The 22105-nt window shown below is 66.1% G+C and carries 19 protein-coding genes; 9 read left to right on the top strand and 10 right to left on the bottom strand.

Annotated elements, in window-relative coordinates; genetic code table 11:
- Positions 1–31 precede the first annotated feature (31 nt).
- The 6 genes from narH to ASE31_RS15865 all read left to right on the top strand — a co-directional run bounded on the left by narH (position 32) and on the right by ASE31_RS15865 (position 5152).
- On the top strand, positions 32–1564 hold the full coding sequence (narH, locus tag ASE31_RS15890) for a nitrate reductase subunit beta (RefSeq protein ID WP_057202789.1): 1533 nt from the start codon (positions 32–34) through the stop codon (positions 1562–1564).
- A gap of 1 nt (position 1565) precedes the next feature.
- The gene (gene narJ, locus ASE31_RS15885) at positions 1566–2279 is read left to right on the top strand and encodes a nitrate reductase molybdenum cofactor assembly chaperone (protein ID WP_157412512.1); all 714 of its coding nucleotides are present in this window, start codon (positions 1566–1568) and stop codon (positions 2277–2279) included.
- Positions 2276–3007: a respiratory nitrate reductase subunit gamma gene (gene narI / locus ASE31_RS15880; RefSeq protein ID WP_057202788.1), complete on the top strand. Its 732-nt coding sequence runs from the start codon at positions 2276–2278 to the stop codon at positions 3005–3007. The genes narJ and narI overlap by 4 nt, the downstream gene beginning before the upstream one ends.
- 24 nt (positions 3008–3031) lie before the next feature.
- Positions 3032–3883: a peptidylprolyl isomerase gene (locus ASE31_RS15875; protein WP_057202787.1), complete on the top strand. Its 852-nt coding sequence runs from the start codon at positions 3032–3034 to the stop codon at positions 3881–3883.
- The gene (locus ASE31_RS15870; RefSeq protein WP_057202786.1) at positions 3880–4578 is read left to right on the top strand and encodes a carbonic anhydrase; all 699 of its coding nucleotides are present in this window, start codon (positions 3880–3882) and stop codon (positions 4576–4578) included. The genes ASE31_RS15875 and ASE31_RS15870 overlap by 4 nt, the downstream gene beginning before the upstream one ends.
- 169 nt (positions 4579–4747) lie before the next feature.
- The gene (locus ASE31_RS15865) at positions 4748–5152 is read left to right on the top strand and encodes a hypothetical protein (protein ID WP_057202785.1); all 405 of its coding nucleotides are present in this window, start codon (positions 4748–4750) and stop codon (positions 5150–5152) included.
- A gap of 300 nt (positions 5153–5452) precedes the next feature.
- On the opposite strand, the gene ASE31_RS15860 is transcribed toward ASE31_RS15865, so the two are convergent.
- The 3 genes from ASE31_RS15860 to ASE31_RS15850 form a co-directional block, all read right to left on the bottom strand.
- Positions 5453–7441, bottom strand: a complete 1989-nt coding sequence (locus ASE31_RS15860) for a hypothetical protein (protein ID WP_157412511.1) — start codon at positions 7439–7441, stop codon at positions 5453–5455.
- 141 nt (positions 7442–7582) lie between these two features.
- On the bottom strand, positions 7583–8149 hold the full coding sequence (locus tag ASE31_RS15855) for a hypothetical protein (RefSeq protein ID WP_057202783.1): 567 nt from the start codon (positions 8147–8149) through the stop codon (positions 7583–7585).
- 324 nt (positions 8150–8473) lie between these two features.
- Positions 8474–9604: an alpha/beta fold hydrolase gene (locus ASE31_RS15850; RefSeq protein ID WP_057202868.1), complete on the bottom strand. Its 1131-nt coding sequence runs from the start codon at positions 9602–9604 to the stop codon at positions 8474–8476.
- A gap of 303 nt (positions 9605–9907) precedes the next feature.
- Between ASE31_RS15850 and ASE31_RS15845 the strand changes: the two genes are divergently transcribed.
- The gene (locus ASE31_RS15845) at positions 9908–10489 is read left to right on the top strand and encodes a TetR/AcrR family transcriptional regulator (protein ID WP_057202782.1); all 582 of its coding nucleotides are present in this window, start codon (positions 9908–9910) and stop codon (positions 10487–10489) included.
- A gap of 332 nt (positions 10490–10821) precedes the next feature.
- The gene (locus ASE31_RS15840) at positions 10822–11838 is read left to right on the top strand and encodes a GNAT family N-acetyltransferase (RefSeq protein ID WP_057202781.1); all 1017 of its coding nucleotides are present in this window, start codon (positions 10822–10824) and stop codon (positions 11836–11838) included.
- Between the two features lie 380 nt (positions 11839–12218).
- On the opposite strand, the gene ASE31_RS15830 is transcribed toward ASE31_RS15840, so the two are convergent.
- The 3 genes from ASE31_RS15830 to ASE31_RS15820 all read right to left on the bottom strand — a co-directional run bounded on the left by ASE31_RS15830 (position 12219) and on the right by ASE31_RS15820 (position 17679).
- Positions 12219–13244 carry a hypothetical protein gene (locus ASE31_RS15830; RefSeq protein WP_057202779.1) on the bottom strand — a complete coding sequence of 342 codons (1026 nt, stop codon included), beginning with the start codon at positions 13242–13244 and terminating at the stop codon, positions 12219–12221.
- A 325-nt stretch (positions 13245–13569) separates the two neighbouring features.
- Positions 13570–15387, bottom strand: coding sequence for a diguanylate cyclase domain-containing protein (locus tag ASE31_RS15825; protein ID WP_057202778.1), 1818 nt, complete (start codon positions 15385–15387; stop codon positions 13570–13572).
- A 156-nt stretch (positions 15388–15543) separates the two neighbouring features.
- Positions 15544–17679: a hybrid sensor histidine kinase/response regulator gene (locus ASE31_RS15820; RefSeq protein WP_235514521.1), complete on the bottom strand. Its 2136-nt coding sequence runs from the start codon at positions 17677–17679 to the stop codon at positions 15544–15546.
- Between the two features lie 33 nt (positions 17680–17712).
- Here ASE31_RS15820 and ASE31_RS32950 point away from each other — a divergent pair, with 33 nt between their 5' ends.
- Positions 17713–17847 (top strand): hypothetical protein, encoded by a 135-nt coding sequence (locus ASE31_RS32950; protein ID WP_255357681.1) that lies wholly within the window; start codon positions 17713–17715, stop codon positions 17845–17847.
- 45 nt (positions 17848–17892) lie between these two features.
- Here the strand turns inward: ASE31_RS32950 and ASE31_RS15815 are convergent, their stop codons facing one another.
- The 4 genes from ASE31_RS15815 to ASE31_RS15800 form a co-directional block, all read right to left on the bottom strand.
- Positions 17893–20532 (bottom strand): bifunctional diguanylate cyclase/phosphodiesterase, encoded by a 2640-nt coding sequence (locus ASE31_RS15815; RefSeq protein WP_057202776.1) that lies wholly within the window; start codon positions 20530–20532, stop codon positions 17893–17895.
- Positions 20533–21003, bottom strand: a complete 471-nt coding sequence (locus ASE31_RS15810) for a hypothetical protein (protein WP_057269310.1) — start codon at positions 21001–21003, stop codon at positions 20533–20535.
- A 172-nt stretch (positions 21004–21175) separates the two neighbouring features.
- Positions 21176–21565 (bottom strand): hypothetical protein, encoded by a 390-nt coding sequence (locus tag ASE31_RS15805; protein ID WP_057202774.1) that lies wholly within the window; start codon positions 21563–21565, stop codon positions 21176–21178.
- A 48-nt stretch (positions 21566–21613) separates the two neighbouring features.
- The coding region (locus tag ASE31_RS15800; protein ID WP_235514519.1) for a hypothetical protein at positions 21614–22105 on the bottom strand (492 nt) is incomplete at its 5' end.

Here is a 22105-nt window from a genome sequence, read left to right as displayed (position 1 = left end):
CCTGCCTTGAGGCAGCTCTGCTGGAGGCATCATGAAGATCCGCGCCCAAATCGGCATGGTGCTCAACCTGGACAAGTGCATCGGTTGCCACACCTGTTCGGTCACTTGCAAGAACGTCTGGACCAACCGCCCCGGGGTGGAATACGCCTGGTTCAACAACGTCGAGACCAAGCCCGGCATCGGCTACCCGAAAGAGTGGGAGAACCAGGAGAAGTGGCAGGGCGGCTGGACGCGCCGCGCCGACGGCTCCATCGTGCCCAAGCAGGGGGGCAAATGGCAACTGCTGATGAAGATCTTCGCCAACCCCCACATGCCGGAGATCGACGACTACTACGAACCGTTCACTTTCGACTACGACCACCTGCAGTCGGCCCCCGAGATGAAGAACACGCCGACCGCCCGCCCGCGCAGCCTTATCACGGGCAAGCGGATGGAGAAGATCGAGTGGGGCCCGAACTGGGAAGAAATCCTGGGCGGCGAGTTTGCCAAACGCAGCAAGGATGCCAATTTCAACGGCTTCGAAGCCGCGCAGAAGGCCATGGTGGGTGAGTTCGAGAACACCTTCATGATGTACCTGCCGCGCCTGTGCGAGCACTGCCTGAACCCGGCCTGCGTGGCTTCGTGCCCGTCGGGATCGATCTACAAGCGCGAGGAAGACGGCATCGTGCTGATCGACCAGGACAAGTGCCGCGGCTGGCGCATGTGCGTGAGCGGCTGCCCCTACAAGAAGATCTACTACAACTGGAAGAGCGGCAAGGCCGAGAAGTGCATCTTCTGCTACCCGCGCATCGAGGCCGGCCAGCCCACCGTGTGCAGCGAGACCTGCGTGGGCCGCATCCGCTACCTGGGCGTGCTGCTGTACGACGCGGACCGCATCCAGGAGGCGGCGAGCGTGCCCAACGAGATGGACCTCTACAAGGCGCAGATCGACCTGTTCCTGGACCCGCACGACCCGGTGGTGATTGCGCAGGCGCGCGCCGATGGCATCCCCGAGAACTGGCTGGAGGCCGCGCGCCACAGCCCGGTCTACAAGATGGCCGTGGACTGGAAGGTGGCGCTGCCACTGCACCCCGAGTACCGCACGCTTCCCATGGTCTGGTACGTACCACCACTTTCGCCCATCACCGCCGCGGCCAACGCTGGTCACCTGGGCGGTAACGGCGAGATTCCGGACGTGAGCCAACTGCGCATCCCGGTGAAGTACCTCGCCAACCTGCTGACCGCCGGTGACACCGTGCCGGTGGTGCGCGCGCTTGAACGCATGCTGGCCATGCGCAGCTACCAGCGTGCCAAACACGTGGACGGCGTCATCAACCAGGACGTGCTCGATCAGGTGCAGCTCAGCGTGCGCGAGGTCGAGGACATGTACCAGACCATGGCGATTGCCAACTACGAGGACCGCTTCGTGATTCCCACCACCCACCGCGAATACGCCGAGAACACCTTCAACATCAAGGGCGGCTGCGGCTTCACGTTTGGCAACGGCTGCTCGGAAGGGCAGACCGAAACCAGCCTGTTTGGTAGCGAGAAAAAACGAACGATTCCAATCAAGGCAGGGGTCTGACATGGGCCTGTTCTCCACCACTCCCAAGCCCGCCGTGCACACACTGCGTGTTCTCGCCCATCTGCTGCGTTACCCCACCGCGGAGCTGCGCGAGCACGCCGGTGAACTGCGCGCCGCGTTGCGCGCCGAAGCCGCTTTGCCTGCCACACGCCTGGCCGAACTGGATGCGCTGCTGGTACACCTGAGTCAGCAACCTGCGCTCGACGTCGAGGCCGCTTACGTCGAGCTTTTCGACCGCGGTCGCAGCACTGCGCTGCACCTGTTCGAACACGTGCTCGGCGATTCACGCGACAGGGGCCCGGCGATGATCGACCTGATCCAGACCTACGAGAAGGCAGGCCTCTTCTTCGGCCCAGCCGAGCTGCCCGACCACCTGAGCGTGTTGCTCGAATTCGCCTCCACCCAGCCCGCTGCGGTGGCGCGCGAGTTCCTCGGCGAAAGCGCGCACATCGTGCGCGTGATCTTCAGCGCGCTGCTCAAGCGCCAGAGCCCGTACGCCAGCGTGCTGGCCGCAGTGCTTGAGATAGCTGGCGAGAAAGCCGAGGCCGTGCCAGTTGCGGCCGACCCCGGTATTGACGAGAGCTGGGCCGAACCTGCGGTGTTCGGAGGCTGCTCCACCGAAGGTCAGGCCCGACCCGGCCAGCCGCAACCCATCCGCATCGTGAAAGCGGCCACCAGCCGTCATACCCCCCCACCACCAGGAGCACAGGCATGACCTCACTGCACCACTTCCTCTTTGGCGTCTATCCCTACATCTGCCTGGCTGTGTTCTTCATGGGCAGCCTGGCCAGGTTTGACCGCGACCAGTACACCTGGAAAAGCGATTCTTCGCAGCTGCTGCGCAAGGGCCAGCTGCGCTGGGGCAGCAACCTGTTCCACGTCGGCATCCTGTTTCTGTTCTTCGGCCACGCCGTGGGCTTGCTCACGCCGCATTTTTTCTACGAAGGCTTCATGGATGCCGCGTTCAAGCAGCGCATGGCCATCTACGCGGGCGGTACCGCCGGTGCGATCTGCTTCGTGGGCTTGTCGATGCTGCTGCACCGGCGCATCTTCGACCCGCGCATCCGCCTGACCAGCCACCGCACCGACATCGCCATTCTGGTGATTCTTTGGGTGCAACTCACGCTGGGCCTGATCACACTGCCGTACTCTTATTCGCACGCCGATGGCAGCGCCATGCTGGTGCTGGCGGAGTGGGCGCAGCGCATCGTCACCTTCCGCCCCGACGCGTCCGCGCTGGTCAACATGGACTGGCCCTACAAGGTACACCTGGTGCTGGGCATGACGATCTTCCTGCTGTTCCCGTTTTCGCGCCTGGTGCATGTGTGGAGCGGCTTCGCGAGCGTTGCCTACCTGGTGCGGCCTTACCAGGTGGTGCGCAGCCGCCGCCTGGGCGTGCCGGTCAACCCGACCAACCCGGCCCATCCTTCCAAGCCCCGCTGATCCAACCTACCCCCGGGAGCACCCATGAGCCAAGACCTTTCCACATCTTCGGGCTGCGGCAGCAGCGCCTGCGCCTGCAAAGGCCCTGAGGTCGCTGCGGCCCCGGTCGAGATCGCCAGCATCAACGGCATCCACCTGCACCACGCCGGTGAGGTGCTGGGCGAGCAGACCCTGCGCGAACGCGCCTGCACCGAGCTGCTACGCCAGCAGGCGGTTAGCGCCGGCCTGCTGCCGCGATTCACGGGTTTGAACGCGCCCGAGCCGGATGACGACATGCGCCGCGCAATCGAGGCCCTGCTCGAAGCCGAGGTGCATTCGCCCGAGCCGGGCCTTGAGGAATGCCGGCGCCACTACGAGGCTCACAAGCCGCGTTTTGTGGTGGGCCAGGCACTGCATGTGCGGCATATCCTGTTTGCGGTCACGCCGGGTGTGCCGGTGAACGCGCTGGCCCAGCGCGCCGAAGCCGCGCTGCTGGAACTATCGCGCCAGGGGGTGTCGATCAATCGTTTTGCGCAGCTTGCGACCGAGCTCTCCAACTGCCCGTCGAGCGCCCAGGGCGGCGACCTCGGCTGGATCACTCCGCAGGAATGCGCGCCTGAACTGGCCAAGGCGCTGTTCCTGCAGAACGACGCCATCCAGGCCCTGGGCCTGCACCCGCGCCTGGTGCACAGCCGCTTCGGCCTGCACATCGTCGAGGTGCTCGAACGCGAGGCGGGGCGCCTGCCCGAGTTCGCCGAGCTGCAGGCGCAAATCGGAGCGCGGCTGGCCCTTCAGTCGCAGGCCACGGCGCTGCGCCAGTATATGCAGCTGCTGGTGGGTCAAGCAGACGTTGAAGGCGTGGAATTGGAAGGGGCGGACACCCCTCTTGTTCAATGAGCGAGGCCGCCGCAAGCGCATCAGCAGACGAGCTGCTGTTGCGCCTTCGGCATTTCCGCTCCGACTATTTTCCGCGCAATCAGCAGCGCTTTCAGGACCTGGTAGCCGAAGGCCAGCACCCCAAGACGCTGTTTATCGGCTGCTCGGACTCGCGACTTGTACCCTACTTGCTCACCGGGGCTGGCCCGGGTGAACTCTTCATAGTGCGCAACGTGGGCGCGCTGGTTCCACCCCACGACCAGTCGCACGGACTCCATGGAACGATGGCCGCGATCGAGTTCGCCGTGCTCAGCCTGCACGTGGAGCGTATCGTGATCTGCGGCCACAGCCACTGTGGCGCGATCCGCACCGCCTACGAGGGAGCGCCCGACGAGGCGGTGGCCCTCACCGCGTGGCTCAAGCTGGTCGACGAGGCACTGCTGCCAGTGCAGCCGTGCGCAGAATCGATGCGCCGCACCGAGCAACGCGCGGTGGTGCTGCAGCTCGAACGCCTCATGGGCTACCCCATGGTGCGGCGCGAGGTCGAGGCCGGCCGGCTCACCCTGCACGGCTGGCACTACGTGATCGAAGACGGCGAGGTGCATGTATTTGACGCGCAGGAAGGTGATTTCGTCGCAGCCTCGGTAGCAACCAACAGCGGCACCGGGCCCTACCAACCCTATGTGGAATACGATGGACAAGTCATCAGTTTTTGAGACCGCCGAAGCTCATGGGGCGTGCGAATGAACACGGCACTGCGCATTCGACCGTCGCTTGCTGTGTTCTCGGCGGATACGACGGAGCGCGAGTGCTCACGCGCCACCGCCGACCTGATTCACGCGCGCCAGACCCTACAAACCCTCACTGTCAGAACCTGGATACACGATGACCATTCAAAATTTTGACGACCTGTTGAGCGCGGCACGCATGCAACCTCTACCGCAGCGGCTGCTGTTCGTGTTCGCAGGTGTCGAGCTGCCTGACGACGCCACGCCGGCCCAGCGGCTCGAATTCGAGCGGGGTGAAGGCGGCGCGCTGGTGCCTCAGATATGCGTGGACAAGGGGCTGGACGAGCTCCAATCTTTCGACCAACTGGTGCACGAAGCCGAGGCCTTTGGCAAACCCTGGGGCATGGTGTTCGCTGCCGCGCTTGCAGGCAAGCAGGGCCGCGAGCCTGGCAGCGCCGAGGCCGAGCAGCCGCTGCACGACATGGTGGAGGCGATCCGCCAGGGTAGGTTGGGCGCGTTCATTCCCTTTGACCCCCAAGGCCATGCCGTGGTCTTGAACTGAGATGGGCCGCTCAATGCCGTCGTCCGTTATCAGCCTGCCAGCTAACCTGCGATGGGTTCTGGCGGCCGCAGCAATATGTGCAGGTGCGCGGTTGGAACGAGGGCGTAGCCAGCGCCGTGCGTGACGTGATGCAGCCCTTCGGTCAGGGCCATGCCGCTGCACCGCGAGGACGCGAAATACCATGTATTCCTGACGTCCCCTGTCAATTTGAAACCGAATTGGTAGTCCTTCAGGGACTGAAGTTGAAGCACGCAGAGGGCTCAGCGGATCTCGCAGCACTCCGGCCTCTTTCACTGAAATCTAGTAACCCACGTCAAACTTGAGCCCGCCCTGCTTGCGCAGCCGCCGCAGCCAATAGGCGGCAGCCAGCAAAAGTGCCAACCCAATGACCACGTTGCGCTGCGTTGAACCGGGCGGACCATCGTAGCGTGCAGTAATCGTGTGTTCGCCAGCAGCCAATCGAACCTGCATTCGGCCATCCGGCAACAAATGCTCTTCGATGGTCGTTGCGGCCAACGCCAAACCATCCACGTGTACTGACCAGCCTGGCAGGTAGATTTGCTGGATCACCACCACACCCGGACTCGCGCCTGCGAAGCGGTAATTGAGCGCGTGCGGCGAATGCCCGGGCTCTGGGTGCCCCTGCCAATGCGGTGAGTCACTGGTCATCCAATTCAATGTGGACCGGTTTGAAAATAGGTCGATTCCTAAACGTTCAGTCAAGGCCGCCCGATGTCGCGCCAGTTGTGCTTCACATGGTTGACTGATAGGCGTGTATCGTGCCGTTTCGGGCGGATTTTTGGCGAATCTTGCCGGCAACCATTCCCCAACATCCAGCGTCGCCAACAACTTGTTGGGTTGGGCCAGGCCGGGATAGGTCTTGATGCAGTCGAGTTGCTCACCGGCAATGGGCTCTCCGAACCAGTGCATTGCGCGAAAGTCATGGAATTTCCATGCCGACCAGGTCAGCGCCAGCAGTGCGAGCGTCAAGCCCAGGCGCCGCAGGACCCAGTGGCGATTGCTGCCTTGCCAATAGCCAAGCGTGCAGACCACCTGTAGCGCGGGCGCAAACACCGCCAGCCGCCAGGGAAACTGCATCAATGAAAAGGGGTAAAGATGCCAGAACCAGCGGCCGGTCGGCAGCATGGCCAGAAAAAGCACCAGGTAGACCAGGCCTGCGGCGCGGATGAAAGGGTGTTCACGACCTTGCCAGGCACCCAACAATGCCAACGCCACAAAGGGGGCGGCCAGAAATGCCTGGTCGTTATTGAACAGGAGGCCAGACAGAGAGGCGACGTTGCGCCAGGGCTCAAAACCGCCGATCGCAGCGACATGGGCATTGACCAGAGGCTTGAGTTGCGCCACCGTGAGCCAATATGGCGAGGCCAGTGCCAGTGCCAGCAACAGGGCACCTGCCAGTTCAAAGACGCTGCGCACTCTGACCGCCAGCGGTGCCTGGTGCTCGGTACCGGCCAGCGTCAGCATACCCAGCAGAGCGACGACCAATGGCAAAAACAGTACTGCCATCGGGTGGCTATAAAAGCTTGCCGCAAGGACCAGTGTCAGTCCGCTCCAGCACAGCGCCCGTCCCCTCATACCGATTGTTGAGCGCGGCTCTGGCACCAGCAGGCGCCAACTCCAGTGCAGCACCCACGGCAACAGTTGAATAACCATCCATTCACTCAAATCACCGCGCTCATACAGGTTGATGTGAACATAGGGCGCCGCCTGAAACAACAACACGAGGGCCAGAGCGGAGAGGCGGTCCACAAAAGTCCGTGCAAGTCGGTATGCACCGAGCCCGCCAATGAGGCACAGCGTGCCCAGTGTCAGCAATTGACGCCATAGCAAGTCGTCAGTCAGTACGGCCAGCCAGCTGTTGAGGAAGAAATAACCGGGTTGATAAAAGACGAACTCGGGATAGCCGTATCCGGCATTGAAATCGGGTAGCCAGCGCGGATACCAAATGCCGGCGGCCATCGCCTCCTGAAAGTGGCTCGACAACACGGCGTAGCGGAAGTGCTCGGTAACGCCTGGCAGGACCGGGTTCAACAGGTTTGACCAAAGCGGCAGCAAGGACAGTGCGGGCAGTGCCGCCCAAACGCCAAGCGTCAGCCAGGTCCAACGCCTTGCAGGGGTGACGCCAAACGCGCGGGCAACCGTTTGCATGGCGCCCGCGCCAAGCGTGTGGAACAAGAGCATGCCTGCCATCACCCGCTGCGTTGCGTGGTGAGATTTCATCGACTCCGCCCCACGTGGGAGCCCTGCATTGCGTTCAGCTTCATTCATCGGACTTGATCAAGTGGCTGAGAATTTTAGGGCTTGGCTGCAGTCTTTTGGCTTGCGAGAGCGGCGCAGCCGCGACGCACGCCCCGCTGTGAACAGCTGCGGGATCGCGCGTGCGCTTGTTGCGGGAGCGTGGGCGCGGGGTCAGCGGGGCATGTAGCAGGTGCCCGCGGCAATGGCCGCCGTGACGGCATTGGCCGTGCTGGCCGCATTGGGGTAGGCCGAGGGGGTGGCCGTGTCCTCCAGCAGGCACAGGTGGTTGCCCCTGCGCACCAGCACCACCGGCATGGTGGGGAAGGTCATGCCGTCGCGCACGCCCCAGTAGGCTGAAATGTCGGTGGTGAACTCTTGGCGCGACTGGGTCACCGTGAACCCGCCCACCAGCGGGCCCGTCATGGTGGTGCCCACGCCGGTGCACTGCGCATTGCTGTAGCTCACCCCGCCCGCGCCCACATTCACAAAGACGGGCCTGCTCTGCGAGATGCGCCAGCCGTTCTTCAGGCCGATGCCACCCGGCACTGCGTTGCACTGGTCCTGCTCCCAGAAGCCGGTCACGGAGCCGAGAATTGCGCAACTCGCCCGCACCGTGTCCACCGCCGCGGCAGCGACCACGCCCGTGCCATTGCGCACCACGCAGCCCGTCCCATCGGGTTTGGACTTGACCGTGACGGCATATGCCGCGCCAGCGGCCAGCGGCCAGCGGCGTAGCAAAGGTGAAGCCGCCGTCCGCGCTGAGGGGCAGATCCTCGCCGCCCGTGGTCAGCACCACGGTCACCCCGGCCGGAATGCCGCCGATGGTGCCGCCCAGTGTGTTGCGGTCGCCTGGCAGCTGCACGCATCCACCAGTACCCCGCGCTCTGGCAGGCCGACCTGGACCGCTACCTGGCACAGGTGCTGCCGCCCGCGACACCCGTGCCCTTCACGCCCCGCTCGCAATGAGTCCATGCCACCCAAACTGCCAGTTGATCCAGTTGAGCCAGATGGGCCATCACCGGGGTCCGGCAGCCTGGTCGTGGACGCAGCCCCTGCCCCGCCTCACGCGCCGGTGCGTTGAGCCCCTCCCGTCTCCTTGCTGAAGGCGAGCAGGAGCGCGGCCAGGCGCGCCGGCTGCTCCTGCTGGATCCAGTGACCTGCTCCGTCGATCAGTTCGATGCCGCTCATCCTGGTCGTCGCCTTGGCTTTCATCACGTCAAGGGCGCCCGGCGAAACGTAATTCGCCCAATCGCTTTTGCCGCCGATGAAGAGCGAAGGGACATCGATGGTCCGGCCCGAGAAGAGGCGCAGGTCGGCATTCAGGGCTGGGTCGGTGAAGACGCGATACAGCTGAAGCGCGCCTTGAAAGCCCGTGCGTGCGTACTCGGCCGTGTACACCGCCAATTCGGGCTCGGTGAGCCATTGGCAGGCCGCAACCTCGGCAGCCGTTGGGTGGAATGGCGCCACGGTCTGGGACATGGACTTGTCCAAGTCCATGACGTAATAGGTTGGCAATTGCGCCAGTTCAGCGGGCGTTGGCGCCTTCAGGGGATGTGGCTTGTTGCCCGGCCAGTCGCCGCTCTTGAGGTAGAAAAATGCCCGCAAGAAGGCATGCAATCCCTGAGGCGGGTGCCACAGGTCGGCGTTCGCCTCCCGCCCGCTCAGGTACTGCTGATAGTGCTTGCGCGGCGGGTTCAGCGCCGCCAGTGCGGCTGCCAGCCTTTGGGGGGCCAGGTTCGGTGGGGCCGGCGCTGTCTCGCTGTCTGCCGTGTTGAACGGGAATGCGGGCGTACCGGGGAAGGGTGCGCTCATCAGCACCACCGAGGGGAAAACATCGGGGCGGGCCAAGGCGCAATAGGCGGCCACGGGCGAGCCGAAGTCGTGCCCGACGAGCATGGCCGTGCGCCGGTACCCCAAGGCCGAGACCAACGCGAGGGCGTCGCGCGTCAAGTTCAGGAAGCCGAAGGGCTCCAGCGGGCTGTCATACGCAGCGAGCCACCCGGTGGTGCGGCCAAAGCCCCGCTGGTCGGGCGCGACGACGTGGTAGCCCGCGTCGGCCAGCAGCGGCATCAGGTGCCGCCAGCCGTAGGCAAGGTCCGGGAATCCGTGCAAGAGCAGCGCCAGCGGGCGCCCGGGGCTCTCGTGGCCGGCCTCCAGCACATGGACATCGAGGCCGTTGACCCCCTGGATCATGCGTGAGCGGACCCCTTGCGGGAGCGGTCCCTGGAACGTTGTGGATGCAGTCATGGCGGTTGCTCCTGAAGGGCTTGCGTGGGCAAAACGGAATGAAGACGCGGCCAGGCCGGCGGCGCCGATCGCCAGGACGGCGCGGCGCGATACCGAGGGTAACGAGGGCCTGGACTCAGATGGGTAGCTCATGGGGGACCTCTTCGCCACGGTGCCGGGACAGGGACGTCACCGAAATCGAACTATGGCGATCACCATACTATGGCAATCGCCATAGACACGTCAAGCCGATGCTGGTAACTTCCCGCCATGCCCCGCAAGACCGACGCCCGCCCCCTCGCCATTGCCACGGCCGCGCGCCTGTTCCGCATTCAGGGATACACCGCGACCGGGCTGAGCCAGATCCTCCAAGAAAGCGGCGCCCCCAAAGGATCGTTCTACTTTCACTTCCCACGCGGCAAGGCGCAGTTGGCGGAAGAAGCCATCGACCAATACGTCACAGCGCGCATGGCCGTGTTGCAGAGCATCTCGGCAGACACAGCGGGCGATGCCGAGCGTTTCGTGCGGCAGGTGCTCGGCGCGTTCGCGGCTGAAATGGTGGCAACCGATTTCCAGTACGGATGCCTGATGCAAAACCTGGCGAACGAATTGCCCGCGCTCGATGCCGACCTGACCCAACGCGTGGCGCGCGGATTCCAGGATTCGACGGCACTGGTTGCGGAGCACTTCAGGGGCTGCGGTTACAGCCCCGCGCGCGCGACCTCTGCCGCAGCAGCGCTGGTGGCCGCCGTCGAAGGCGCGCGCACTGTCGCCCGCCTGGAACGCTCGCCGGCTGTTTTTGAGGCGCTGGCGGATGTCAGTCTCAAAGGGTGGGCCGCCCCCGAGGTGTGATCCGGGTCCAGCGGTCCCGATCGGGCATCGAACGCCGAAGTGCAAGCAGTGCCCTGCGGGACGACTGCGGGGTCCAGACTTGCCTTGCGATGCTCGTCGGCGCGAACGGCAGGTTTGCGGCGCCCCATCCGCACCGGCGAGGGGGCGCTCGGGGCCCGGAGCAGCCGTTCGCTCTTGCGCACTGCAGTTATTCGATAGTCTCCAACGCAGTTGCTCAACGGCGCTCCAGTCCTTGAAAGGGCTCATTCCATGCTACGCCCTCGTCTGCAGTCGTAGCGGATCTCGATGCGGCCAAAGCCCCAGGACAACGACAAGAAAAGGACAAGACCCCGATGCCCACCAGCCCGCCCGCGCACGTGACCTTCCGGCCCTTTGCGGGCCCTTCCGACTACGCGGCCATGGTCGCGTGCGCCAACGCGAGTTTCGCGGCCGACGAAACCGGCTTCTTTCGCACGGAGCACGAGGTCGCGCGCGACTACGCCGCCTTCACCAGCTGCGTGCCCGAGCGCGATGTGTGGATCGCCCAGGCCGGCAGCGAGATCGCGGGGTACGTGCGCTCATGGCCGTGGGCGCAGGCCGACGGACTGCAGCTGTACTCGCAGTTCGCCGTGGTGGCGCCCCCGTGGCGCCGGCAGGGCATTGGCACGGCACTGCACGCCTGGCTGGAGCAACGCCAGCGCACCCAGGCTGCCACCGAACACCCCGGTGCACCGCGCCACGCCCACCACGCCTACATCACCCAGGGCGAGACCGCGCGTGCGGCCCTGCTCGAAAAGTCCGGCTACACGCCCGAGCGCTACTTCTTCGCCATGGTGCGCCCCACGCTCGACAACGTGGCGGTCTTCCCCCTGCCCCAGGGGCTGGAACTGCGGCCCGTGCAGCCCGAGCACTACCGCGCCATCTGGGACGCGCATGGGCGGGCCTTCCAAAGCCATTGGGGCTATTGCCCGCCCGATGAGGCGGACTACCTGCGGTGGCTGACGAGCCCGGTATTCCAGCCCCACCTGTGGCAGGTGGCGTGGGACGTGCAGACCCACCAGGTCGCCGGGCAGGTGCGCAGCTACATCGATGCCACATGGAACCGCAACAACGGCCGCCAGCGCGGCTGGACCGAGTTCATCAGCGTGGGCGAGCCCTGGCGCCGCCGTGGCCTGGCGCGTGCCCTCATCGCCCACAGCCTGCGCGCCCAGGCCGCCGCCGGCATGGCCGAATCGGGACTGGCCGTGGACAGCCAGAACCAGAGCGGCGCGACGCGCGTGTACGAAGACTGCGGCTTTGCGGTGGATCGGCGCAACTGCGTGTACCGCAAGCCGCTGGTGCTGGGAGCAGACCGAGGCGCAGGGGGCTGACCCTGGAGCAAGAGCTACGATGGCAGCCATCGACAACACAATTCGGGGGGGTTGGCTTGGAAATAGTGTTCGAGTTGCTGGTCATGATGACAGGGCGCTTCGTCATCTGCATTGCGACCCTTGGCTGCTGCAAATGCGAGTCCCCTTTCAGCGTCGACCACCGCACCCGCAGCGCAGCCGGCTCCCTGTGGTACAGCCATGCAGGCCGCTGCGTCATCACACAGACAGGCCAGTCGCTGGCCGGGTTTCTGTTCTACGTTGCGCTCGTGCTAGCGGTGGTGTTGGTGGCGCAGTCCGTGGGGTGAGGTACCGCACGGAGCTGCCCCACTGCGGCACAGCCGTCCTGGCCAACAGCCCCGCGCGCCCATCCACCCCGCTGGCTACTTCTGCGGTATCGCAATCGGCCCGCCCCCGCCGGGCTTCTTGCCGCCGCCCACGGGGCTTTCGCCAAACGCCACCTTCTCGCTGCTCGATGAGTTCATCACGGCGATGGTGAAGGGCTTGAGCGGCATGAAGTCGAAATCCTTCTCCATCACCAGGTAGCGCGGGATGTTCTGGCCGCCCAGCAGGCCGCTGCTGCCCATCTGCACCTGGCGAAAGCGCCGGCTGGCCGGGTTGGCGGCCTGCAGGCGCCTGAGCTCGCGCGCGGGCAGACCCGTGCGCGGCTGCACGAAATCGCGCTTGGCCGTGAAGCGCACCCAGACGGAGCCGCCGGTGGGGATGGCGGTGGAGTTGGCGCTGACCGACTCCAGCACGCTGCCCAGCGGGCTGCGGGGCGTGGGCGGGCCGATGATGTTCAGCCGCAGCTCCAGCTGGAACGAGGTCTCGCTGCCCTGGTTCTTCACCAGCACCTCGATATCGCGTTTGGAGCCCGCAACCCCCCGGAAATCCATGAACTTCAGGTTTGAGAAGGGGCTGGCGTCGCCCTCCTGCCACTGTGGCGCCATGGTGGGTGCCTGGGCACTTTCCCAGACGAAGCTGTTGTCGTCTTCGTTGGACTCGGGCACGGCGAAGTACGGATCGGCCTTGAACCGAAAGCCCCGCTTCACCCCGAAATCCGCCTGGCTGATGTCCTTGGGCAGCTGCATCGAGAAGCCCTTGGCGCAAGCAACCAGGCCCGGATAGGCGCCCAGGCCATCGACCTCATAGGCGGTGAACGGCGTCGAACCCGATGCCGATGCTGCCGTGGGCCCCGGAAACACCTGGAACGACACCTTGAACGGCCCCGCCGCTGCCGTCGGGTTTTGCGGATCGAAGGCGCGCAGCGCGGGGTCATGCTTGGTGTCGACGTTGGCATTCACCACCGTGACATGGGCAAACCAGGGCTGCTCGGGGTCGTAGCACGGCATGCCGGGCGTGGCCTCTTCCAGGCCATCAAAAAAGATCCGCAGGTTGGATAGCGCCATGGAACTCCCTCGTCATCGGTGGTGGTTGGAGGGACGCATGTTTGCACACGCAGCCGCCTGCGGCAAGCCTGGCGCGGCGCGTAGATTGCGAGGGCCATGCGCGCTCGGCGCCCAGAGCGACCGACAAAAAAACTCTTCTGGGTTTGCTGCTGTGCCCTCTCGTGTAAGGCCCACCCCCTGCCGCTGAGCGGGCGGCGCCTGTGTCAGAAAACATGCCAGGTCCGACGCGGTGGCCTGTGCCCCGCCGTAAGAAGCCTGCCCGAGCCTCGCGGCGGCCAGCGTGCGCGCGTGCCTGCCCTCAGACCTGAAGCCTGCTCACCAGTGCCTATGCATTCAGAGGCGATGGCGCCGGGGATGCTACCTTGTAGCAGTCCTTGCCGGCGCGCTTGGCCTCGTACAGGGCTTCATCGGCCAGGCGCATGAGCAGTTGCGGCTCGGTGCCATGGTCTGGCGCATGGGCCACGCCGATGCTGGCGCGGATGCGGGCTTCGCCCCCGGCCAGCACAATGGGCTGCCTGAGCCGCTCCAGCACCCGGTTCAGCACGGTCTCCACCTGGCCCCGGTCTTGCACGTTGGTGAGCGCAATGGCGAATTCATCGCCCCCCAGGCGCGTCACGGTATCCTGGCTGCGCACACAGGCCAGCAAGCGCCTGGCGGTCTCCACCAGCACCTGGTCGCCCGCGGCGTGCCCCAGCGCGTCGTTCACGGCCTTGAAGCCATCGAGGTCGATGTAGCACACGGCCACCAGGCTCGATGCCACTCCCAGTTGCTCGAGCGCCGTGCGCAGGCGCTCGGCAAATTGCGTGCGATTGGCCAGGCCGGTGAGTGCGTCGTGCAGGGCCAGTTGCGCCAACTGGTCCTCCCGCCCCTTCATGGCGGTGATGTCGACAAACATCCACAGCGATTCGTCGCCCGAGACGGGCGTGCCGCTCAGATCGATCCAGACGGGGCTGCCGTCCTTGCGCCGCATCTTGAGCTGGGTGCGGAACCGGCGGTTGTCGCGAAGGTGCTCGTAGCCTTGCGCCCCGACCCGTTCGTAAGACTCGTCGTCCAGATAGAGCAGGCGCGAAGGCTCCCCATCCAGTTCATCGGGGCCGTACCCAAAGATCGCCTTGAACGCCTTGTTCGACCAGACCGTGGTGCGGCTCTTGGTGCGCACCATGCCAATCAGCTCGTTGTCCAGCATCAGCTGCTGTTGCTGGAGCAGGCCGGCAATGCGCCGTTCGGCCAGCACGTGGCGCTGGCGCTGGACATACAGGCCGAAAGATGCCCCCACCATGGACACGCCGGCCAGCAGCAGCAGCGCTGCAACGATCTGCACATCGCGCCGCCAGGGCGCCAGGAAGTCACTGGGGGCCAAGCCCGCCAGAACCGTCAGCTCGAACCCGGGAACCCGGTGGTAGGCGGTCACCCGCTCGATGCCGTCGAGCGCCGTGGGCGTGCGGTACCAGCCTTGTGCCGGGTTGCGCGCCAGGGCGTCCCTGAGTTCGCTGGACACGCTGGCGGAGCCGAGGTTCCTGTCCCCGATGGGCTCGTCGGGCACGAAGCGCGCAATCAGCCGCAGGTCCTTCGAGCGCAGCGAAATGGCGCCCGACTTGCCCAGCTTCAACCGGCTGAAGCTGCGCGCGAAATGCGCGCTGGACAGGTTGGCGTACGCCACGCCGCCAAAACTTCCATCCCGGTTCTCGATGCGCCTTGCAAGAACGATTCCCCACTTCTTGGTGATCCGGCCCAGAAGGGGCTCGGAAACGCTCAGGCCATCGGTGAGGCGTGCGGCTTCGAAATAGCCACGGTCGGCAATGCCCACCGGCGCAGCGCCCTGGGCAAGCCCTGCGCGCACCATGCCGTCAGGTCCGGCAATGCGAATGGCGTCCACCTCGGGCAGAAGCTTTTCCTGGTGGCGCAGCACCTTCTCGATGGCCAGGGGCCCGGCTTCATCGGCCAACCCGGCCCGGTAAGCGGACGTTGCGCTCGACAGCGCGTTGTCGACCAGCCTGAGTTCACCGGCGATCTCCGCAGCCAGGCCTGCGGCCATGTTTTGCGCAACCTCGGCGGCCCGGGCCTCATCGGCATGCAGGCTGGTCTTGAGCCCGAGCCACCCCGCCACGAACAGCAGCCCGATGATGGCAAGGTTGCCACACACCAGGTGAATCGCAAAACGCCGGAGCCTGGCGTCAGAAAGGTCGATGGAATGCGGCAAGGAAATTCAGCAAGGGGGAAGGTGCGGCCATCCCATTATCGACGCAGCGCCACGCAGCAGCCCCCCTGGAAAACACCTCCTCCTTGCAAACGTGCACGGCTACCCCCCCGCCTTGCCGATGGCGGCATGCAGCATCTGCGGCGTGCAGGGCTTGGGCAGCACATCAAAGCCCAGTTGCGAGATGCGGGCCAGTTGCTCGGCATAGCCGGTCATCAGCAGCACCCGCTGCGCAGGCCACTTCTCGCGGATGTGCCTGGCCAGGCCCTCGCCGTTGAGTTCGCCGGGCATCATCACATCGGTCAGCACCAGGTCGGGCCGCTGGCCTTCATCCAGCAGGTAGATGGCCTTGTCGGCGCGGTCCACCCGGGTGACGGTGCAGCCCAGCGACTGCAGCAGGGGCACCAGCGACTCGGCCACCTCGTCGTTGTCTTCCACCACCAGCAGGCGCATGCCCAGGGGCTGGAACGAGGTGGTGTCTGCGGCGGGCTCGTCCCCAGGCGCTCTGGGGGCCGTGCTGGGCAGGTACAGGCTGACGCGCGTGCCCTTGCCCAGCTCGCTGGCGATTTGCGCGTAGCCGCCTACTCCCTGGCAAAAGCCATACACCTGGCTCAGGCCCAGGCCCGTGCCCTCGCCCACGGGCTTGGTGGTGAAGAAGGGTTCAAACACCTTGTCCAGATCGTCCTGCGCGATGCCGCTGCCCGTGTCGGACACTTCGATGACGACCATTTCGGTTTCTTTGTCATCTGCCCCGACCCGCTGGCGCCCGGCATTGCGCACGTGGATGGACAGGGCCCCGCCCGTGGGCATCGCGTCGCGCGCATTGATGCCCAGGTTGAGCAGCGCCAGCTCCAGCTCGCTCATGTCCAGAAACACGGGCGCGGTCGAAGGGTCCACCTGCACATCCAGCTGCACGCGGCTGCCCATGACCGGAACCAGCAGATCCTGGATGGCCGGGAGCTTGTGCTGCAGCTGCACGTACTCGGCCACCAGGGGCTGGCGCCGTGAGAAGGCCAGCAGCTGGCGGGTGAGGTTGGTGGCCGACTTCACGGCCCGGGCAATGGATTCGATCTGCCGCAGGCCCGACTCTGGCGCCGTGCGCTTGAGCAGGTGCAGGTTGTTGCTGATCACCATCAGCGCGTTGTTGAAGTCGTGCGCCACGCCACCGGTCAGCCGGCCCAGCGCCTCGAGCTTTTGCGCCTGGCGCAGCGCCTCTTCGGCACGCTGGCGGCTTTCGGTTTCGCGCTCCAGGTCTTGCAGTGTGTTGTGCGCAGCAAGGGCGCTTTGCAGCGCCGTCCTCGCCGTGACGACCAGCGCGGCCACCGGCAGCGCCCCCATGGCGAACAGCAGCGCAAGCTGTTGGAACAGCTCGCGCAGCGGCACATTCAGGCGCATCGCCGTGGCCACGTACAAGGGGTATGCGCCGACCTTGCGAAAGGCAATGACCCGCTCCTTGCGATCGACTGTCGAGATGCCTTGCAAGCGCCCCACCTCATCGCCGGCAGTCAGCCGCTGCATCACCGGCGAATCGGGCTGCAGCGTGACGGGTGTTGCGGCGCTGTGGGGCCAGCGCGTATAGACGGCGCCATCGTCGCGAAAAAGGGTGACCGCCAGGTTGGGCTCGTCCGCCACCAGGTCGCCATAGAAATCGTGGAAGTAGGACGTGAGCAAGGCCACGTTGATGACCCCGCCAAACTTGCCGGCGTCATCCTCGAAGGGGACACTGACATTCAGCACCCGCTCGTTGGACGTGCGGGTCACCAGCGGCCTCGACAAATGGGGACCTGTGCGGCCCTGCAGGTGGTGCTGAAAATACTCGCCGTCGGACAGATCGACCCGAGGGAACGGAAACAGCCGGCTGCTGGCGATGGCCCGGCCTTTCGCATCCAGGATGAGGATGGACTGGATCTGGGGCTGGTCCACGCTGCGCTTGCGCAGCTCTTCGTGCAGGAAGGCCTCGATGCTGTGCAAATCCTGCGGGTTCTTGCCATTGACCAGGGAGAAGGCCTTTTCAGCGACCGCCTCGGACGTGGCCATGACCTTGGAGGCATGCTCGTGCGCAACCCGAAGCGACCGGGACACCCGGGCGTCGGTTTCGTCTGTGGCCCGCAGAAACCCGACGACCCCGAAGATGGCGTAGATCACCAGGGGAACCGCCACGCTCAGCACCGCCATCCGGCGAAGCCAGCGCACCGATTCAGCTGCCTCTTTCGAGCCCTTGTCGCTGGCTCTTCTCATTGTCCACATAGGTTGTTCCTGGGGATCGGGTCCATGAAATTCACCACCGGTGGATGCGCCCGGCGCCAACGCAACCCGCAACGGGCCGCAGCAAAAGAAGCATCGGTCGCGCAGATCCCTGTTGCCTTGCGCCCTTGTTCTGCGCCGATCTGCGACCAAACGGTATGAATAATAACTTCAAGGTCACAATACCGCTGCCCGCATGGCCCAAGGCTATGGGCCGCCAGAAGGTCTTTCTGTGCTCTCAACGCTGCGCCACAGCCTGGCGAGTTCTGCAGCCGTCTGCGGCTTGCCGTACAGGTAGCCCTGCAGCTCGTTCACGCCCAGGCCCTGCAGCAGGTCGGCCTGCATGGGCGTCTCCACCCCCTCGGCCACCACGCGCTTGTCCAGCGCCTTGGCCAGGGCCACGATGGCGGTGGCAATGGCCAGTGCGGGGCGCTCGACGCCAAAGGCAAACACAAAGCTCTTGTCGATCTTGAGCGTATCGAACGGCAGGCGGTTGAGGTAGCGCATGGCCGAGTAGCCCACGCCGAAGTCGTCCAGCGCAATCGCCACGCCGTGGGCGCGCAGCGCCGCCAGGCGCGTGACGGCGGCATCCACGTCCTGGATCAGCGCGCCTTCGGTGATCTCCAGCTCCAGCTCGCCGGGGCGGATGCCGAACTCCTGCAGCAGCGCGTGCAGCGCTGCGGGAAACGCCGGGTCGGCCAGTTGCACGGGCGAGAGGTTGACCGACAGATGCCGCACGGGCACCAGCGGGTCGGCACGCCACAGCGCAAACTGCTGTAGCGCCTGGCGCAGCACCCACAGGCCCAGCTCGATGATGAAGCCGGACTCTTCGGCCAGCGCAATGAAGGTGTCGGGCGAGACCAGCCCCTTGTCGGGGTGGCGCCAGCGCAGCAGTGCCTCGACCGAGGCGACCTGGCGGCCCTGTGCGCGCACGCGCGGCTGGAACACCACGAACATCTGCTGCCCGGCCAGCGCGTGGCGCAGGTCGTGGCGCAGCGCCAGCCGCCCGGCCTGCTCTGCGGCCAGCGCGGGCTCGAACTCCACCAGCACATTGCGGCCCGCGCCCTTGGCGGTGTACATGGCCAGGTCGGCGTGCTTGAGCAGTTCGTCCTGCGAGGCGCCATGCGCGGGGTAGTGCGCCATGCCCAGGCTGGCCGCCAGGGGCAGCAGGCGCGGGGGCACGCTGTACGGCACGCGCACGGCCTGCATGACCGATTCGATGTCGGCGCGCAACGCCGCCTGTGCGTCTGCGGGCAGCACGAAGACGAACTCGTCGCCCCCCGGGCGGGCCATGGCCAGTGCGCGAGGGCCTATGCAGTTGCGCAGGCGGGCCGCCACCTCGCGCAGCACGCAGTCCCCCACGTCGTGCCCATAGGCATCGTTGATTTCCTTGAAGCCGTCGAGGTCCATGTACACCACAGCAAAGGGCGTTGCGGCTTGCGCCTGCACCAGTTGGTCAACGGCCTCGACCAGCCCGAAGCGGTTGAGCAGGCCCGTCAGGCTGTCGCGCGTGGCGCGTTCACGCAGTTGCTGCTCGTGCTGCTCGGCGTGCAGGGCCACGGCGAGCCGCTGGCCCAGTGCGGCCAGCTCGCGCCCGGCGCGCCCCTCGGGTGCCGGCAGGCGCGCCAGGCGCAGCCACACCCGCCGGGTGCCGGTGTGCGCAACGGGCAGGTCGTGCCAGGGCCCTTCACCCCCCGCCGGGTCGGCCCCCTCCCCTGCCTGCGGCAGGCCCGCGTCGCGCGGCGCACCTGTCTCGCGCTGCGCCAGCGTTCCATCGGCCGCCAGGGACAGCACCAGCGGCCGGGGCGCGCCGGCTGGCCACTGCACCACGCCCACCGGCGCACCACCCGCCTGGGCGTTCAGGTGCGCGAGCATCAGGCGCACCACCTCGGCAAACGGGCGCTGCCCGATGATGGCCTGGTCCATCTGCGCGAGTACGCGCACCAGCGCAAGGTCGCGCCCCACCTCTTCGGTCATGGCATTGAAGGAGTCGGCCAGGTCGGTGAATTCATTGCGCCTGCCGGCGATCTGCACCCGGCGCGTGAAATCGCCCCCCAGCACGGCGCGCGTGCCCGAGGTGAGCGCATCCAGCGGGCGGGTCAGCCTGCGCAGCACCACCGAGCTGCTCACCAGTGCGAGCAAAAATGCAATGGCGGCCACGTTGCCCACCAAGGCCGCCACGCCAATGGGCAGGTAGCGCCGCACGTCCGGCTGCAGGGTGGTGGTGATGGTCCAGGCCGGCGCATCGAAATAGGGCGTGAAGAAGATCTCGCGCTGCGTGCGCACCTCGTTGGCGGCCTGCCCATCTACCCCCTGGCAGAAGGGTGCAGACAACTGCGGGCCCGAAAAGCAGATGCGATGCGTGCCCGACTGCGCGTTCTCCCACAGGTAGTCGGCGGTGAACCGGCCGCGCACCACGGCGCCTGCAAAGGGCACGATCAATTCCACGGTGGGCGCCACCCCGGGCTGTGGGGCGCCTACCACGCGCAAGGTGCTGCGGCCCTGCGGCATCGGCGCAAGCTCCGACGGGAAAAGCCGGTCCACACTGGCAAAGACGCTCTCGAGCCGCTGGTCCAGCGGCACGGGCCCGGGGCCCTGGCCGGAGGGCAGCCCGTGCACATGCAGCAGGCTTTCTGCGGCGCGCAGCCGGTCGATGAGGTTGATGCCCACGGCCTTGGCCAGCTCGCCACTGAGCTGCGCTGCAGACTGCTGCACGACGTACTCCGTGAGCTGGTAGGCCAGCAGCGACAGGGCCCCCACCGGCACCGCCACCAGCACGAAGAACGTGGCCAGCAGCTGGCGCCCGACACGGCTGTGCAGGATGGCATGGGCCGGACTCAGGCGCATTCAATAATCCTCGGCGACGCCGATGAAGCTCCCGTTGTTGGCGCGGATGATGTCATCGCGGCTGGCCTTGGCGGTCAACGGCGTCTGGCTCGCGCCATCAGGCCCCATGCTGTACAGGTCATAGTCGCTGTTGAGCGGGTGCAGCGACTTGTCCTTGCGCTTTTGGCCGACAGTGGCGCCGTCCATCGACAGGTAGCGATAGGGGTTGCCCCAGGGGTCCAGCCGGGTAAAGGGCAGATCGGCCAGGCTTGCCGGGAACACGTGCTTGAAGTTGACGTACCGGTCCAGCATGGCGCTGATTTCCAGAATGTCTTTTTTGGCAGCGGCGACCTTGGCGCGTTCGATGTACGCCTTGTAGCTGGGCATGGCCACTGCCGAAAGCAGCCCGATCAGCGTGACCGTGATCAGCAGCTCCAGCAGCGTCACCCCCAGCGCATGCAGGGCCCTTCGATGGGTGCTGACCAGCCTCATGACCCGGCACCTGCGCAAAATGCCGTGCCCGGCACGGGAAACAGGGCCGCAACGCAGCCAGTGCGCGGCACGCCCGGGCGCGCCAGGACGCAAGCTTCGCTAACATTTTGTTTCATGGCGCATGATATTCCACACCATGTTATCGACTACGTAGGACGTATTCGACGAACGCCTACCCAGGCACGAACAGCAGTTGCCCACCCTGTGCCGGTCGGTAGGCAAACCGCCCCGTCTGCACCACCTTGCCGCCCACCCGGGCGGCCCAGGTGTAGTCACCTACACGCGTGCCGGCATTGCCGAAGTCGCTGGGGTAGTGCACGGTGCCGGCCCTCTCGCCGCCGCCCTGGGGCTGGGCCGTGGCGGTGGTCGTCTTGCCATCGGGCATGGTCACGGTGAACTCCACCGGCGCCTGCCGGGCCGCCATCTTGTCGCTCACGCTCAGCCCGACGGCGGGGCGCGCGCTGTACAGCACGCTCGTCTGGGCCAGGGCCGGGGTGCCGGCGGCGAGCAGCAGCGCCGCAGTGAGCACGCCAGCGCGAAGGTGGGGGTGAATGTTCGCCATGGAATGCTCCTTTTTTGAGGGTTGCGTGCGGGCCGGGAGGCTGCGCGATCAATCGCCACACGCCACCGTGCGCAGATGGGGCACAGTGGCCGGCTCCCACGGCGCGCGGCCTATCACCGTGCCGCCACCCCAGCCGTACTCGAAGCGCTCGCCACCGGCCACCGTGCCAAATGCGCTGATGCGCCCCTTGCCCACATCGAAGCCCCAGGCCTGCTGCAGGCGGTCAATGCCCAGCCGCGTGCCCGGCGCCAGCGTGCGCACCAGCCGTGTGCCGTGAAAATCGTCGTTGGCGGTATTGCGAGGGTGCGGCGACAGCACCAGCGTCTTGCCATTGGCATCGCGGCCCACTGCATACAGCCCGGCCTCCTGCACCAGCACCACCTGCGCCGGCACGCGCAGCGGCAGGCAACCGCTGGCGGCCAGGTCCGTCTGGCCCTGGCAGGCGGTCAGCAGGGCCAGGCAGGGCAGCACCGCCATGAGCTGGGCAACCGCCCGCCGGGCGGGCACCACAGGGGCTAGGAGCGTGCGCGGCAGAAGGCA

The sequence above is a fragment of the Acidovorax sp. Root217 genome (assembly GCF_001428645.1).
Lineage (GTDB): Bacteria > Pseudomonadota > Gammaproteobacteria > Burkholderiales > Burkholderiaceae_C > Acidovorax.
The sequence above is the reverse complement of the archived record's forward strand: the minus strand, read 5'-3'. Positions and strand labels throughout refer to the sequence as shown.